Source organism: Leisingera sp. F5 (assembly GCF_001593695.1).
In genome coordinates this window covers 137778-152754 of record NZ_LUKH01000002.1, presented here as the reverse complement: position 1 = coordinate 152754, position 14977 = coordinate 137778, and the positions used below count along the sequence as shown (strand labels likewise).

Below are 14977 nucleotides of genomic sequence, written 5' to 3'. Positions count from 1 at the left end.
CCCGCCCCTTTGACCGAAATCAGAGATTTCCATCAAAGTGTTGGGCCAGGCAGCGCGCCCTGCGGACGCGCTGCTGTTACATGCCGCCGCAAGGCTGGCATTTGAGGATTGCAGCGGACACTTGGCGCAGCCGCGCCGCGCGTCAGCGCGGCGCCCTGCCCAAGACCGCCAAGGGTGTCCCGGCGCAGCCGGGCATCCTGCGGGCGCGGGATGCCCGGCCGGCTTGCCAGTTTACTCTGCCAGGTTACTCCGCCGGGGTGCTGCGGGCGGTGCTGTTGTCCAGCAGGGCTTTCAGATCAGCCCGCGCGATGCGGGCGGCGCGGGTGATCTGGGGTTCGCTGAACTCCTCCCGTGTGGCCATCCAGTTGCGGATGCGGTTCACCGTCTTTACACCGGACAGCGCCGACAGCGGCACCGCCAGCACCAGCGACAGCGCAATCGGAGCCAGCCACAGCGACACCGTGCCCGACAGGATCCCGGCCCAGAGCGCAACGCCGCTGACGGATTCCAGCGCGTGGCAGGCCGCCAGTGTGCGCAAGGAGTAGCTGCCGCCGTCGCGCGCCTGCGGCTCCCAGCCGCGCTGCAGCCCGAGGGCAGTGCGGAACACCGCAATCATCTGCTGCACCATCAGGATTGGCGCATAAAGGATGGCCAGAAACACTTCGGACACAAAGGACAGCGCGAAATGCGCACGCCCGCCGTATTCGGAAAACCGGCTGCCGGTCAGCGGCAGCGCCACTGCCGCCAGCATCTTGGGCGCCAGCAGCATGGCGTAGATCAGGATAATCACCAGCACATGCTTGGGCTCGGACATGTCCGGCCAGCTGGGGCGGAAGGGATTGGCTTCGCTGAAGTAGCTGATGACCGAGGCTTCCTCGCTGCGGCCGATGATGGCCCAGAGCACCAGCAGCGCAAACCACACCGGTGCCATCAGATAGCCGATTGCACCGGCAAAGAGGTGGAAGCGCGAGATCGCGCGGAAGCCCTTGGCATGCAGCAGGTTCAGGTGCTGCAGGTTGCCCTGGCACCAGCGGCGGTCGCGCAGGATGTGGTCGATCAGGGTGGCCGGGGTTTCCTCGTAGGAGCCGCGGATGCGGGGCAGGAAGCGCACCGACCAGCCGGCCCGGCGCAGCAGGCCTGCCTCGACGAAATCATGGCTCATGATCAGTTTATCGCCGCCGCCAAAGCGCGAACGCAGCAGGGGAAGCCCTGCGCAGGCGGCAAAGGCGCGGGTGCGGATGATGGCGTTGTGGCCCCAGTAGTTGCCCTCGTGCCCGGCCCAGCGGGCCAGCCCCTCGGCTAGCGCCAAGCCATAGACGCCATTGGCAAACTGCTGCATGCGGCCAAAGACCGATTGCGCGCCTATCAGCTGCGGGTAGCTCTGGATCAGGCCGGCGCTTGGATCGCGCGACAGCGCATCGGCCAGCCGGGCAATGGCACGGCCGGTCATCAGGCTGTCGGCATCCAGCACCAGCATCGCCTCGTAATCAGCCCCCCAGCGGCGCACCCAGTCGGAGATATTGCCGACTTTGCGGCCCTCGTTGTCGGCGCGGCGGCGGTAATAAAGCTCGGTGCCCTGCGGCAGCATCGTCCGCAGCGCCTCGACACTGGCGCGTTCCTGTCCGGCAATCGCGTCGTCGCGGGTGTCCGAGAGGATGAACATTGCGTATTCATGCTGGCCGCCGCGGCCGTGCAGTTCCTGCAGCATGGTCTGGGCGTTGCCCAGCACATACCAGGGCACCTCGTTGTAGACCGGCATCAGCAGCGCCACCTTCATCGGACGGGCCGGGCCGCGGGTGACGGTCTTTTCCCGGCGCGACAGCCCGTAGAGGCCGAGCAGAACGGTGGAAACCGTGAAGGCGATCCAGAAGAAGTTGAAGGCGATCAGTGCCAGCAGGATCAGCTCCAGCAGCGAAAACCCGTCGGCGGTGAACCAGCCCCGCATCACCCAGGTGAGGACACCGGTCGCCAGCATCGCCGGCGAAAACGCCAGCAGCCGCCACAGCGCCACCTGCCGCGGGGCGGCACCACCGGGGGCCTCGGTATCGCGGAAGTCCTTGCTGAAGTCCTGTTCCGGCATTGCCAGGGGCTGTTCCGGGGGCATCAGATCACATGTGTTCATGCGGTCCACCTGTAAAGCCAGACCTCGGAAGCGGCATTGCCGTCCTTCCTGAGCTGGGCGCGAAGTTCAACGTGATCCCGCTCGCCGGGGTCGAAGTAGAAGGCCAGCCGCAGACCGCCGGTTTCCGGGTTGCGCTGCAGCACGCCTTCGCTGGTCGCCACATGGGGAGAGTGGATGTGGACGTCAAGAGTGTCCGGCCCGCCGTCAAACAGCGGATGGGCATCGAAATCAATGGTTATGATCCGGCCCGGCCCGCCAAAGATCCGCGCGCCCTCTGCCGTGTCGATCACCCGCGGCATCGACAGCACCGGCTCTTCGCCCCAGGTGAGACGGTAATTCAGATTCACTTCGGACCCGGCAGCATAGGGTTCACGCGGCCGCCAATAGGCAACGATATTGTCGTAAATTTCCTTGTCGGCGGGGATTTCCACTAGGGTGACGGCGCCTTTGCCCCAGTCTTCCTTGGGTTCGACCCACAGGCAGGGGCGGTTGTGATAAAAGGCTTCCAGGTCGTTGAATTCGGACAGTTTGCGCGGGCGCTGCATCAGGCCGAAGCCCTGCGGGTTTTCATCCACGAAGGATGAAACCTGCAGCCGCGTGGGATTGGCCAGCGGCCGCCACAGGGTTTCGCCATTGCCGTTCAGAACCAGCAGCCCGTCGCTGTCATGCACCGCCGGGCGGAAGTCGTCGAAACGGTTGCGGTTGGTGGCGTCGAACAGGAACATCGAAGTCAGCGGCGCAAGACCTGCATGGCTCAGCTCTTCGCGGGCGAACAGCGTCGCCTCCACATCCATCACCGCGCTGCTGCCGGGGGTGATGGTGAACCGGTAGGCGCCGGTCACGGAGGGCGAATCCATCAGCGCATGCACCACCATCGAGCGCTGGCCGGGGGCAGGCGCCTCCAGCCAGAATTCGATGAACTCGGGGAATTCCTCGCCCTCGGGGTCGGCGGTTTTCAGCGCCAGTCCGCGGGCCGACAGCCCATAGGCGTTGCCGGTGCCGATGGCGCGGAAATAGCTGGCGCCCTGGAACACGCAGAACTCGGTTTTTTTGTCCGGGTGATCCAGATCGGTGCGCAGGCGCAGGCCGGAATAGCCCAGGTCGCCCTCGGTCGTCAGATCCGGCGCCTTGTCGTTCTTGTCGAACAGCGACAGGTCAAAGCCGATACGCTCGGCCATGCCATCCGCCACTGTGTTGATCTGAATGGCGCGCGGGAAATAGAGACCGGGCAGGAAGAAATCGACGTTATAGCTGCGGTCGGTCTTGGACCACAGCGCATCCTTGGTGCGGAACCAGCGCGATTTGTAATCGTCATAAGACTGGTCCAGCCAGTCCTGCGGCACCATCGGGCGTTCGGCATAGGGTTTCGCGGCCAGCGCGCGGGCCTTGGCCACCACCACATCGCGGGTAAAGGGCGTGGCCTCGCTTGCCACGGACGGCACTGCCGCCAATGCAGTGCTGCCAAGCGCGGCGGCCAGAAAGGTACGGCGGGAGAAAGAGCTCATTTCTTGGCTCTCCATGGCTGGGACTTGAACCAGGCAGCGCCATAAGCGCAACCAATGATTAGGAAAAAGCCAAACAGATTGGCGAATGCCGTGGTCATAACCGCGCGGTCGGTCTGGTCAAGCGCAAAGCCGATGAACCGCGCCAGCGCCATTGAGAATACAAACACCGCAAGCGATTGCTGGCCGACCTTGGTGATGATCTTCAGCAAAACCGTCCAGATACGCGCCGCCGCTGAAGTGCCGGAGGCGATCAGCCGCTTGCCGCCTTCCCCTGCGGCGACCCAGCCGAGATAAGCTAGCGCCAGAAAGTGAGTGTAGCGCAGCAGGCCGAAGTCGGTTTTTTCGCGCCACTCGCCGATGGCATCGCGGCCCGGCTTGATCAGATCGGCCAGGTCCGGGCTGGCGGCTTTGACCCAGGTAAAGACTTTCCACGAGCCATAAGGCGCCGACAGGATCAGGAAGGCAGCGGCCAGCACGATCAGCACTTTGGAGACCGGCGGCTTCGGCAGCCAGCCCTTCATGAAGGCAAAGCCGGTGAAGAACAGCAGCTGCCAGCCGAAGGGGTTGAAGAACCATTCCCGTTCCGACCAGGGTTCTGCGGGCAGCGAGACGCCGTCCGGACCCAGACCGATCATATAGGGGTTGGCGGTCAGCCAGATCAGCACGGATACGGCGGCCACGGCCCAAAGACCGATCTTTTCCAACCCCATCATCAGCGGCATCAGCATCAGCACCACCAGATACATCGGCAGGATGTCAAAGTAGTTGGGCACATAGGTCAGGGTGAACAGCCCCACCAGCTGCGGCGCCGGGTCCTTGAAAAAATGGCCCAGATTCAGCGAGTTGATATAGCTCTTTTCAAATCCGCCATAGACATCAATCGCCGCCAGCGACATGGCGATGAAGAAGAACAGGCCGATATGGGCCCAGAACACTTGCCAGCAGCGAAAGGCAACGCGGGCCGTGCCCAGCCACCAGCCCTGGCGTGCAAAAGAGCCGCCAAAGGCAATGGCCGAGGCCATGCCGGAGCAGAACACAAAAATCTCGGTTGCGTCCGAGAACCCGAAACGGGCCGGGATCCAGCCGGTCCAGCGGTTGCCCGGGATATGGGCCGCCAGGATGATGAACATCGCAATGCCGCGGTAGAAGTCGAGCCGCGGATCGCGCACACGCGGCTGGACCGCTTGCGGCGGAGGGGCTGCACGGTTGGCAGCAGGGTCTTTCTGAGGCCCGGGGAAGGGCGCAACGCTGGACATCTGTGTTTTTGGTCCTTGAAGGTCTTATTCAGCTGGAACGCTTGCAGCACCGGACGAGTTCCGGCCTTCGGCGATCAGGGTGCGGCGGGCAAGCGCATAATTGTCTTCGGCGCCGCCGCGTTTAGCACGGCGGTCATCCAGGATTGCCTCGACCGCGTCAAGCTGTCCTGCGCGCAGGCCGGCATCAATGGTAATGCGTTCGAAAACATCGCGTTGCGCGTGGCTGCCGCCGGCCAGCTGCATGCTGCCGCGGGCCGCGGACAAATGGTTGAAAGCGGATTTGTAATTGCCGTCGCCAAAGGCCTCCAGCCCGTCAGCGGCAGCACAGCCCGGGTCGGCCATGCGCTCGCAGGCCTCGGATCCGCCCTGTTTGGCGTCGGTGTGAATGCGCTGAACCAGCTTGTGGGCGTCCTCTTTGCGATGGCCGGTGAGGGCCAGAAGATAATGCAGATCGGCAAAGATCAGGCTGCCGTCCTCGGTGCGGTTGGCGCACAGCTCTGACAGCTCTTCCCAGCGGTTGCCGGCATCGACGCCTTCCAGCTCCAGCCGCACCAGCAAAGAGGTGGCGTTGGAGATGTCGCGGTAATCGTCGGTTTTGTCCTTGCGCACCTCGGTGTCGTAAAGCGCCAGTGCGTCGTCCATCTGGCCCAGGTCCAGATGCATCAGCGCCTTGTGCCACCAGACGTGGTAGCGGAAGTTGTTGCAATGGGCCCAGGCTTCTTCGCGGCCATGCAGCCAGTCCAGCCCCGATTTGGCGTTGCCGGTCATATCATGCACATGCGCCACCGCATGCAACCCCCAGGCATCGTCCGGCGCCATCCACAGCGCCTGGCGGCCTGAATTGGCCGCGCGTTCAAATTCGCCGGTTTCCTCCAGCGCAAAGGAGTGGCAGCCCAACAGATAACCGCGGCCCGCGTGATCCGGCGCGTAAGCGGGCATCACCCGTTCAACAGATGAGCGCATACCCTCGGGGTCGCCAAGGATGAAGCGGATGCCATGGCTGAGCTTCATCGCCAGTGTGTCCTGCGGGAACACATCCAGCACCTCTTCCATCCGGCGGATCGCCTGGCTGGGGCGGCCGGCCAGCCAGTTTTCCAAGGCATCCACATATTTGCGCTCGCGCGGCAAAGCGCCCTCGTACTGCGCCTTGGCGTCGCGCAAAGCCTCCTGCGCGGTCGGCAGCAGTTCCCTGCGGCCCAGCATCAGCAGGGACAACCCCTTGATCGCATGGGCCAAGGCAAACTCAGGCGCCGATTTCAGCACCGCGCCAAGATGATCTGCGGTGACAGCGGCGTGGGCCAGAACCCCCATCTGCACGCCATTCCAATCCTGCAGCGCGGCTGCATCGGTCAGGCTGCTGTCTTGGCCGAAAATATCATGCATCATGGGAGTCCAATCTTTCTCAAAATAAGCGCGGGTTCCGTGTCCTGATGAAAGAGTAGTTCATCGGATTGGTCCGGGCGAACCCCGCTCGCGGTTTGGTGATGGCCTGTGTGCGCCTGACAGTCAAATTCGCCGGGTGTGTAAGATTTCCGGGGAAATTTTTGCAAGCGGAAGGGTTGACGGGCAGCGAAATCACTGCCGTTTTGGCGGTGATTTGCCGGAAATTGTAACACTTGGCGGAAAGCCGCCGCGGATCTGCGGGGTCACGGGGCTCCAAAGGGGGCGCTTGCCCTCAGAATCTCCTCTGTCGCCTCGCCGCAGCGGGGCGGCGCATGGCGGTATGTTACGGGCGTGCGGGAGAAATTCAGCGGGTTGCCCAGCAATTTGACAGGGCCGGCAGCGGTGTCCATGCCGATGGCCATATCGCGGGCCGCGACCTGATCGGTGGCAAACAGCGTCTCCAGATTCTGCACCGGGCCGGCGGGAACCTTGCGGGCCTCCATCGCGCCCAGAACCTCCTCCGTGGTGAACCGCTGCACCGACGGGATCAGGATCGCATTCAGCGCGTCACGGTGCTGCAGCCGGGCCGGATTGGTGGCAAAGCGCGGGTCCTCGGCCAGGCCTTCCAGCTTAAGAAACGCCATGAAACGCTGGAACTGGCTGTCGTTGCCAACCGCAAGGATCACATGGGCGTCCGATGTCTCATAAACACCGTAGGGCATGATGCTGGGATGCTCATTGCCGCGGCGTTCGGGGATCTGGCCGGTGTTCAGATAGGCGACACCTTCGTTGATCAGCCAGGCGATCTGAGCATCGACCAGTGCCAGGTCGATCTGCTGGCCTTCGCCGGTTTTCTCGCGGTGGTGCAGGGCGCTGAGGATGCCGATACAGGCATACATGCCGCACATCACATCGGCGATGCCGACGCCGGCCTTCATCGGCTGGCCGTCAGGTTCGCCGGTCAGCGACATGATGCCGCCGAACCCCTGTGCCATGATGTCATAGCCGGGCTTGTGGCTGTTGGGGCCGGTCTGGCCGTAGCCCGAGATCGAGCAATAGATCAGGCCGGGCAGATCATCCTTGAGGCTGGCATAATCAAGCCCGTATTTTGCGAGGCCGCCGGGCTTGAAATTCTCGATCAGAATGTCGGCCTCTGCCGCCAGGCGGCGGATGGCCTGCTGGCCGTCTTCTGTAGCGATATCAATGGCAACCGAGCGTTTGTTGCGATTGGCGGCCATGAAATAGGCGGAGAGATCGGATTGGTTGCCGTCTGCATCGGTCACATAGGGCGGCCCCCACTGGCGGGTGTCATCGCCGCCGGTCTTTGGGTTTTCAACCTTGATCACCGTGGCGCCAAGGTCGCCCAAAAGCTGGGTGCAGGTGGGGCCTGCCAGGATGCGGGAGAGGTCCAGCACCTTGACACCTTTGAGCGCGCCATGGGGAAGAGGGTCAGATCCGGCCATCATAGCCTCCGCGCTCGATCAAGGCCGAGATGACGGTGAATGTGTCTGCTTTCATCGCGTCCAGCAGGGCGGCGCGCAATTCCGAACGGTTAGTGACCGTCATCCCGTTGCCGCCAAACGCCCGGCCCATCGCGGCAAAGTCGTGCTCTGCAAAATCCACCCCGCCATTGGTGAGCTGCCGCTGGCGTTGTTTCAACTCGATCAGGGCAAGGCTGGCGTCTGCGAAGACCACAAAGATTGGCGCCACGCCCAGTTCCGCCGCGGTCGAGAGTTCACCCGCCACCATCAGGAAACCCGCATCGCCGGAAAAGCTGACAACGGGGCGCTCTGGCTGTGCTAGCTTGCGCCCGATCGCCAATGGCACCGCACAGCCCATGGTGCAAAGGCCTGAGGACTGGATCAGCCCGCGTGGCTCGGAGCAGTCCCACATCTGGCTCAGCAGGATCCGGTGTGCGCCGCTGTCGGCAGTGGCAAGAGTCTCCGGCGGCAAGGTTGCGCGGCATTCGGCAATCACGCCTGCCGGACCCCAGTTGTCATCATGGGGGAAAGCTTCGGCCAGCGCGGCTTTCACGGCGGCGGGGCGGCCATTGGCCCAGGTTTCGCGTGTGGCCGTGTCTTTGGAGAGAGCCGCCAGCGTTGGCGCGATGGCGGTCAGGAAGTTCAGTCCGGCCTGGTGCATGTAATGGGTGTTGGCTTCAGGTGCGATGTCGATCACGTTCTGGCTTTTCACATCCCAGACATTGCGCCAGCCGGGGCGCATTTCAATCGGGTCATAGCCGATGGAGAGGATCAGATCAGCCTCCCGCAGCAGCGGCAGCAGGTGTTTGTCTGCCAGCGGCGACAGGCCCGCGCCGCCAAGGCACAGCGGATGGTCCTCGGAAAGGATCCCCTTGGCCTTGTAGCTGGTGACAAAAGGGATCTGGTGTTTCTCGACCAGGGAACGGATGGCGGCGCCTGCAGTCTCCTGCAGCGCATCAAGACCAATCACCGCCAGCGGGCGCTCTGTCGCGGCCAGCCAGTCACGCGCCTGCGCCAATGCTTCGCCGCTTGGCACACTGGCACTTGCAGGCGCACGGCGGAGGCCGCGGTCCTTTGCCGGCGCATCTGCGATTGAAATCGGCACGTCGATATGCACAGGTCCGTTGCGCGGTTCTGTTGCGATGGCGACCGCCTTGTCTGCGATCAGATCGGCAGCCTCTGCATCCAGCCGGAAGGTCGCCTTGGTGATCGGGGTGAACACCGCGCGGTGGTCAAGCACCTGATGGGTATAGCTTTGCTCCTCTGCTGCGTCGACACAGCCGGTCAGCACCAGCATCGGCACCCGGTCCTGATGGGCGTTGGCGACCACATTGATGCCGTTCAGCGCGCCGGGGCCGAGGGTGGCAACCAGAATGACCGGCGCGCCGTCAGAATGGTGCACCCCTTCGCCGATGAAACCTGCGCAGTTTTCATGCTTGGCCAGGTGAAATGCGATGCCCGCGCGTGTCAGTGCATCCACCAGCGTCAGCACCTCGCCGCCGGGCATGCCAAAGGCGTGACGGCAGCCTGCCTGATACAGGCGCCGGGCCAGAACGTCAGCTGTGCGCAGGATCTCTGTCATCTTGTCGGTCCAATCCGTTGATTTGCCATCAGATTGCTGAGGATGCGGCCGCGCGCAAGCCCTCTCACGTCAGTGTGAGGCGTGTTGCGGCGGAAATTGGCGCATTTCATGCGCCAGGCCTCCGGCGGGAGTATTTAAGACCAGAAAGAAGTGCGGCTATTTCCGTGCTCTTTCAGCAATCAGTGCAAAACGGCGGTCAAGCTGCTCTGCCAGAGCTTTCAGCGCGTCGCCGCCTTCATCCGTGTAGGGCGCAAAGACATGCGAGGGCAGTTTGTAGGCGAGCGTTGCACTGCCGTTCTCTTCCCCGGTGACATACAAGCGTACCGGCGCTTCGATCATTGCGGCGGTGGAGAGCGCCAGGATTTTGACCGCGAAATCGTTGTTGAACAGACCGATCACCCGGTTTCCGGGTATGGTAATGCCGCGGGCGGCGGCGGCCTTGGTGGGGCCTGCCTGGGTCACCACCCCCAGTCCCTCGGCCTTGGCCGCGGCTTTGACGTCCTGGATCAGCTGTTCATAGGGTTTGGACGTCTCATGCACGGCCCAGCCGTCGCGTGGCGCGATATTTCCGGCTGCAGCGGCAGAGGCTGCAAGGATCAGGGCAGCGGCCAGGCGTTTCAAATGCATCACGGACCTCCAGTTGACCTTCATCTCAGGCGGCGATTTTGCCGCCGCCCTGTCTGGTTACCACTACCACCGCGGGGCGGGGCGGCATTTCCGGGTCGAAATCCGGCCAGCGTGTGGCGGGATCCTCAAACGTCGACGCGCGCTCAAACCCCTCCAGCGCCTTGGTGCCATCGGTGCCCGGGTGCTGCACAGCCAGAAACAATGTCTCGCCATCCGGCGTAAAATAGGGGCCGCACAGTTCGCCGCCTGCCGGACAGCGGAAGAACAGCTTGGAATGGCCGCGCAGCCTTTCTTCGGTCTCAACCCCGTACAGCCCGTCCGACTTGCCGGTCTTGTCCCACTTCCGTCCCTGGTCGGTGGCGACCCAGAGGCGGCCATCTGCGTCAAAAGCGCAATTGTCGGGTGACCCGAACCAGCCGTTTTCCGAAGTTTCCGGATTCCATGCAGCGCCCACTTCGGCAATTTTCGGATCCCCGCATTTCACCAGGATCGACCAGCTGCCGCGGGCCGCTGCATGGTCGCCGCCGTCTTCCTTGATTTCGATGATATGGCCGAACCGCGACTCTGCCCGCGGGTTGGCCGCATCGGTCCGGCCAGCTTTGCGGCGGGTGTTGTTCGTGAGCATGATATAGGCAGTTCCGTCGCCGCGGGGGGCTGCATCCTCGGGGCGGTCCATCGGCGTGGCGCCCAGCGCATCCGCCGCCAGGCGCGCATCGATCAGAACGTCAGCCTGGCTGGCAAAGCCGTTCTCAGCCGTCAGCGGGCCCTCGCCATGCACCAGCGGCAGCCAGTGAACACTGCCGTCTGCGTCAAAACGGGCTGCGTAAAGCGTGCCGTCGCGCAGCAGGTTTGAATTGGCCGCAGGGTCGTCCGACACCACGCCCTTGGAGACATATTTGTATTGGTAGTCGAACCGCGCATCATCCCCCATGTAGACCACCAAATGGCCCTCCTTGGAGGTCGCCGTCTCCGCGCCTTCGTGCCGGAAGCGGCCCAGTGCAGTGTGTTTGACCGGCTTGGCCTCCGGATTGCGCGGATCAACCTCAACAACCCAGCCGAAACGGTTGGCCTCATTGGGGTCTTTGTCGATGTTGAAGCGATCGTGGAATTTGCCCCAGGCATACCAGCGGCCCGGCACACCGTAGCGTTTCATCTGAGCAGCCTCAGGCTGATCCGACAGGTCCGGCTTGCCGTCTGCGTCCAGCCTGTCCGTCCAGAAATAGCCGTGAAAGTTTTCCTCGGCCATCAGCCAGGTGCCCCAGGGGGTCATGCCGCCGGCGCAGTTGTTCAATGTGCCGATGGCCTGCGTGCCGCTGGGATCTGCACTGGTTTGCATCCGGGGGTGACCCGCAGCAGGGCCGTCAATGGTCGTCACGCTGTTCAGCGGCGAGATGCGGCGGTTCATCCTGCCGTCCCGGACCACCGCCCATTTGCCATCTGCGCCGCGGGTGATTTCCACAACCGAGCCGCCATGGGCTGCCATCTCGATGTCCACCAGTTCGCGTGTCATGCCGGCAAAATCTGCCTTGTCCTGGCGGCCCAGGGCGGGGAACATCACCTCCTCGTTGGTGTATTCGTGGTTCACGCACAAAAGGCCACGGGTGCCCTCGGCGTTCAGCGGGGTAAAGCCCACATAGTCGTTGTTGTAGCCGAACTGCTGCAGCTGGGCCCCGGCCGATTGGTTCATCACGTCGAAGCCCGGCGCATCGGCAGTGATCGGATCGCCCCAGCGCAACAGGATGTCCGCGTCATACCCTTCGGCCACGTGGTGGGTTTCGTCGTTGCCCCAGGCCAGTTCGTCAAAGGCATAGCGGCTTTCCGCTGCTGTGCCGACCGCTGCGGCCTTGCGCGGTGCGGTGAGAGCGGTGGCGCCGAACAAGGCAGTGGTGGCGGAGACCCCCAGCAGGCCTTTCAGCATCTCCCGGCGGTCATAGCGGGCCGCGATTACATCGCCGATAGTGCGGGTCAGGTTCGGGTTGGCGGGAATATCGTCAAAGGCTTCAAAGGCTTCACCCTTGTTGCCGGTCTGCGCGGCGTCAATGATCTGCTTGCGGTCCATCGCGGTCTCCAAAGTCTCAGCAGTTTTTGCCGCAATGCAGCGGACCCGGGTCATCATGGGCAGGCTTGTAACAGGTGAATAGTGGTTAATGAGACTTTACCATATTGTCACGTGCGCCGGGCTTTGAAAGCTGCTGCGGACGTACGGGGGCCTGCCGCCGTACCCCCGGGATACTTTCGGCCAGAAGAAATGCGGCTGTTTTCCCTTGGGCAACTGCGGGTATTGCGGCCTGTCCCCGCGGGGACAGCGGGTTATTCTGCCGGGCGGAAGCCTTCGATCAGCTGGCGCAGGCCAATTGCGGCACCTGCAAAGATTGCCAGCATGGTGACGGGTGCCGAGACCGCCAGCAGCGAAAACGCGCTGAGACCCTGGCCGACGGTGCAGCCCATGGCGACCACGGCGCCTGCGCCCATGATGGCGGCGCCGATGATCTGGCGGCGCAGCTCGCGCGGGTCCTCACAGGCTTCCCAGCGGAAGTGCCCCTTAAGGAGCGACCCGATGAAGGCGCCGGTCCAGACTCCGGCGATGGAACCAACGGCAAAGGACAGAGGGCGTAAAGATCCGGTCATGGTCCAAAGGATCGTCTCGCCCAAAGGGGCCGAGAAGGAGTGCGAGACAACTGGCAGCGCTTCGAACCCTTCGGCGTTGATCAGGGTCGTGCCAGCCCAGCCGGAGGTGATGGCCAGTCCGGCCACGGCAGACCAGAACAGCGCTTGTCCGTCGGCGCGCAGTTCCGCGTTGGCGAGCGTGGCCAAGAGGATCAGCACGCCCGCGGTGACACCAATCGCAGCAACAGGCAGGCCGCTCCAGGCGGCGGCGTAATGGGCCAGTCCCGGCGGGATTTCGGAGGTGACCTCCTGTTGTTCGAAGAACAGGTTGCGCAACGGGGCGAGGGGGCCAGCCAGCACGGCATAGGTGGAGACGCCCATCACCAGCACAATCACAAAGCTGCGCAGATCGCCTCCCCCCAGCCGGGCGATGGCGCCGTATCCGCAGTTGCCGCTGAGCGCCATGCCATAGCCGAACATCAGCCCGCCAAGGATCGAGGCAGCGGGCATCCAGCGGATCGACAAGTAAAAGGATTGCCCGGCATCCACCAGCCCCAGCCCGATCAGCGTAAAGCTGGAAGTGACCGCCACGCCGATGGCCACGCCCCACATCCGCATCCGCAGGGAGGAGCCGCCGTACAGCAGGTCTTCGATCGCGCCCAGAGTACAGAACCGGCCCAGACGCGCGGCAAGACCCAGCAGCACACCGCCCAGCAGCCCGATGCAGGCGGCCAGCTGGTGTTCTGTCAGGAAGTCAAACATGCGGGGATTTCAATCGGGCCTCAACCGCTGTCCTTGCAGAACAGGTCATAGACCGTTTCCAGCATGCGGCGGGGTTTGTCGTCAGCGAGGCGGTAGAAGATTGCCTTGCCTTCCCGGCGGGGAATGACCAGGCCCTCCAGGCGCAGACGGGACAATTGCTGGGACACGGCAGCCTGGCGGGCCGACAGCAGCTCTTCCAGTTCGGTCACTGATTTTTCACCCGAGACCAGATGGCACAGGATCATCAGCCGGCCTTCATGGCTGATCGCCTTGAGGAAGTTGGAGGCCTTGGTGGCGTTGTCCACCATCCTGTCCATTTCTTCCGGTTCCATGTCGGCGGAAAACTGCGGTAATGCCATCTGTCGTCTCCTGAGCGGCGCGCTGGCGCCGCACTCCTCTGCTTGACCCCTGCCGGGGCGGTCAGCTGCCGCCCTGAGTGTGCGTATTATCAACATATCCCGTATGAGCGCTTAACAAATCTGCAAGCAAGGGCCAAAAGAAATCTTCACCCGGATAGCCTTCAAGCCGGGCCTGTTCCAGGCCGTCCTCGACAATCAGGAAGGTCGGGGTGAACATGACCCGGCGGGCAACCTGCAGATCATCGGGCAGGGCGCGCAGATCCACCCGGCGCAGAGGAGCGAATTTGCCCTCGGCCGTTTTGGGGTAGATCGGGGCGATGTCTTCGTTCCAGCGGGCGCACCATTCGCAGCCTGCCTGTTCAACCATCACCAGTTCAGCCGCCCAGGCGGGAAGGGAAAACCAGACCGCCGCTGCGGCGGCTGCCAGTTGCCGAAGGTGGCGCATTCGTGTCATTCCATCTGTTGACGGTTGTTATTGAAACAACATAATTCGAATATGTGAATGACACAAGCCGGGCCCGGATAACGTTGTTGTGGGGCGACTGGGGGACTTGATGCTGGAAATATCCCTGTTCGGCGCCTTGATCGCAGGTTTGCTGAGCTTTTTCACCCCCTGCATTCTGCCGATGGTGCCGTTTTACCTGTCCTACATGGGCGGGCTGTCGATGGCAGAGCTGCGCGGGGACGGGGCGATTGCTGCAGGTGCGCAGCGGCGGCTGCTGGTGTCGGCTGTCTGTTTTGCCGCCGGGGTCACAACGGTGTTCATGCTGATGGGCATGGGGGCGACCGCGCTGGGGCAGCTGTTCGGGCAGTATCTGGAGGTGCTTTCATATGGCGCGGCGGCGTTGCTGTTGCTGTTCGGGTTGCATTTTCTGGGGGTGGTGAAAATCCCGCTGCTGTACCGTGAAGCGCGGATGGAGAGTTCTGCGGAGCCGTCCTCGGTACTGGGCGCCTATCTGATGGGGCTGGCGTTCGGCTTTGGCTGGACGCCCTGCGTGGGGCCGGCGCTGGCGTCGATCCTGATGATCGCCTCGGGACTGGGGGATATCTGGCGCGGCGGGGTTTTGTTGCTGGTTTACGGGCTGGGCATGACGGCGCCCTTTGTGGTGGCGGCCTTGTTTGCCAGGCCGTTTCTGGGATGGGTGGCGCGGCACCGGGCTGCCTTTGCCTGGGTGGAGAAGGGCATGGGCGCAATGCTGGTGCTGTTTGCGGTGCTGATCGCCACCGGCGGGGTGCGGCTGATTGCTGAGGCGATGATCCGCTGGATGCCGGGTTTCAGCGCAATTGGTTAGG

12 protein-coding genes are annotated in these 14977 nt (G+C 63.3%); 1 reads left to right on the top strand and 11 read right to left on the bottom strand.

The window, feature by feature from the left end; translation table 11 throughout:
- Positions 1-244: 244 nt before the first annotated feature.
- From mdoH to A2I95_RS02015, 11 genes are all read right to left on the bottom strand, one after another.
- A complete protein-coding gene (mdoH, locus tag A2I95_RS02065; protein WP_291727292.1) occupies positions 245-2122 on the bottom strand; it encodes a glucans biosynthesis glucosyltransferase MdoH in 1878 nt (625 codons plus the stop codon).
- Entirely contained in the window at positions 2119-3627 is a 1509-nt protein-coding gene (locus tag A2I95_RS02060; RefSeq protein WP_291727290.1) for a glucan biosynthesis protein, read from the bottom strand. The genes mdoH and A2I95_RS02060 overlap by 4 nt, the downstream gene beginning before the upstream one ends.
- Positions 3624-4883 (bottom strand): OpgC family protein, encoded by a 1260-nt coding sequence (locus tag A2I95_RS02055; protein ID WP_291727288.1) that lies wholly within the window; start codon positions 4881-4883, stop codon positions 3624-3626. Before A2I95_RS02055 ends, A2I95_RS02060 begins: the two co-directional genes overlap by 4 nt.
- A 24-nt stretch (positions 4884-4907) precedes the next feature.
- Positions 4908-6269 carry a tetratricopeptide repeat protein gene (locus tag A2I95_RS02050; RefSeq protein ID WP_291727286.1) on the bottom strand — a complete coding sequence of 454 codons (1362 nt, stop codon included), beginning with the start codon at positions 6267-6269 and terminating at the stop codon, positions 4908-4910.
- A 260-nt stretch (positions 6270-6529) separates the two neighbouring features.
- A complete protein-coding gene (locus A2I95_RS02045) occupies positions 6530-7729 on the bottom strand; it encodes a CaiB/BaiF CoA-transferase family protein (protein WP_291727472.1) in 1200 nt (399 codons plus the stop codon).
- Complete coding sequence (locus A2I95_RS02040; RefSeq protein WP_291727284.1) at positions 7716-9329, bottom strand: thiamine pyrophosphate-binding protein; 1614 nt, start codon at positions 9327-9329, stop codon at positions 7716-7718. Before A2I95_RS02040 ends, A2I95_RS02045 begins: the two co-directional genes overlap by 14 nt.
- A gap of 156 nt (positions 9330-9485) precedes the next feature.
- On the bottom strand, positions 9486-9956 hold the full coding sequence (locus A2I95_RS02035; RefSeq protein ID WP_291727282.1) for a DUF302 domain-containing protein: 471 nt from the start codon (positions 9954-9956) through the stop codon (positions 9486-9488).
- Between the two features lie 25 nt (positions 9957-9981).
- Positions 9982-12015 carry a PhoX family phosphatase gene (locus A2I95_RS02030; protein WP_291727280.1) on the bottom strand — a complete coding sequence of 678 codons (2034 nt, stop codon included), beginning with the start codon at positions 12013-12015 and terminating at the stop codon, positions 9982-9984.
- Positions 12016-12266: 251 nt separating this feature from the next.
- Complete coding sequence (locus A2I95_RS02025) at positions 12267-13325, bottom strand: YeeE/YedE family protein (RefSeq protein ID WP_291727278.1); 1059 nt, start codon at positions 13323-13325, stop codon at positions 12267-12269.
- A gap of 20 nt (positions 13326-13345) precedes the next feature.
- A complete protein-coding gene (locus A2I95_RS02020; RefSeq protein ID WP_027259282.1) occupies positions 13346-13684 on the bottom strand; it encodes a helix-turn-helix transcriptional regulator in 339 nt (112 codons plus the stop codon).
- Between the two features lie 61 nt (positions 13685-13745).
- Positions 13746-14129 (bottom strand): hypothetical protein, encoded by a 384-nt coding sequence (locus tag A2I95_RS02015; protein WP_291727275.1) that lies wholly within the window; start codon positions 14127-14129, stop codon positions 13746-13748.
- A 109-nt stretch (positions 14130-14238) separates the two neighbouring features.
- On the opposite strand from A2I95_RS02015, the gene A2I95_RS02010 reads away from it, so the two are divergent.
- A complete protein-coding gene (locus A2I95_RS02010; RefSeq protein ID WP_291727273.1) occupies positions 14239-14976 on the top strand; it encodes a cytochrome c biogenesis protein CcdA in 738 nt (245 codons plus the stop codon).
- Position 14977: the final 1 nt, after the last annotated feature.

Bases quoted from the DNA above. Each gene is read 5' to 3' on its own strand.
- mdoH (WP_291727292.1), bottom strand. From the start codon at position 2,122: ATGAACACATGTGATCTGATGCCCCCGGAACAGCCCCTGGCAATGCCG.
- A2I95_RS02060 (WP_291727290.1), bottom strand. From the start codon at position 3,627: ATGAGCTCTTTCTCCCGCCGTACCTTTCTGGCCGCCGCGCTTGGCAGC.
- A2I95_RS02055 (WP_291727288.1), bottom strand. From the start codon at position 4,883: ATGTCCAGCGTTGCGCCCTTCCCCGGGCCTCAGAAAGACCCTGCTGCC.
- A2I95_RS02050 (WP_291727286.1), bottom strand. From the start codon at position 6,269: ATGATGCATGATATTTTCGGCCAAGACAGCAGCCTGACCGATGCAGCC.
- A2I95_RS02045 (WP_291727472.1), bottom strand. From the start codon at position 7,729: ATGGCCGGATCTGACCCTCTTCCCCATGGCGCGCTCAAAGGTGTCAAG.
- A2I95_RS02040 (WP_291727284.1), bottom strand. From the start codon at position 9,329: ATGACAGAGATCCTGCGCACAGCTGACGTTCTGGCCCGGCGCCTGTAT.
- A2I95_RS02035 (WP_291727282.1), bottom strand. From the start codon at position 9,956: ATGCATTTGAAACGCCTGGCCGCTGCCCTGATCCTTGCAGCCTCTGCC.
- A2I95_RS02030 (WP_291727280.1), bottom strand. From the start codon at position 12,015: ATGGACCGCAAGCAGATCATTGACGCCGCGCAGACCGGCAACAAGGGT.
- A2I95_RS02025 (WP_291727278.1), bottom strand. From the start codon at position 13,325: ATGTTTGACTTCCTGACAGAACACCAGCTGGCCGCCTGCATCGGGCTG.
- A2I95_RS02020 (WP_027259282.1), bottom strand. From the start codon at position 13,684: ATGGCATTACCGCAGTTTTCCGCCGACATGGAACCGGAAGAAATGGAC.
- A2I95_RS02015 (WP_291727275.1), bottom strand. From the start codon at position 14,129: ATGCGCCACCTTCGGCAACTGGCAGCCGCCGCAGCGGCGGTCTGGTTT.
- A2I95_RS02010 (WP_291727273.1), top strand. From the start codon at position 14,239: ATGCTGGAAATATCCCTGTTCGGCGCCTTGATCGCAGGTTTGCTGAGC.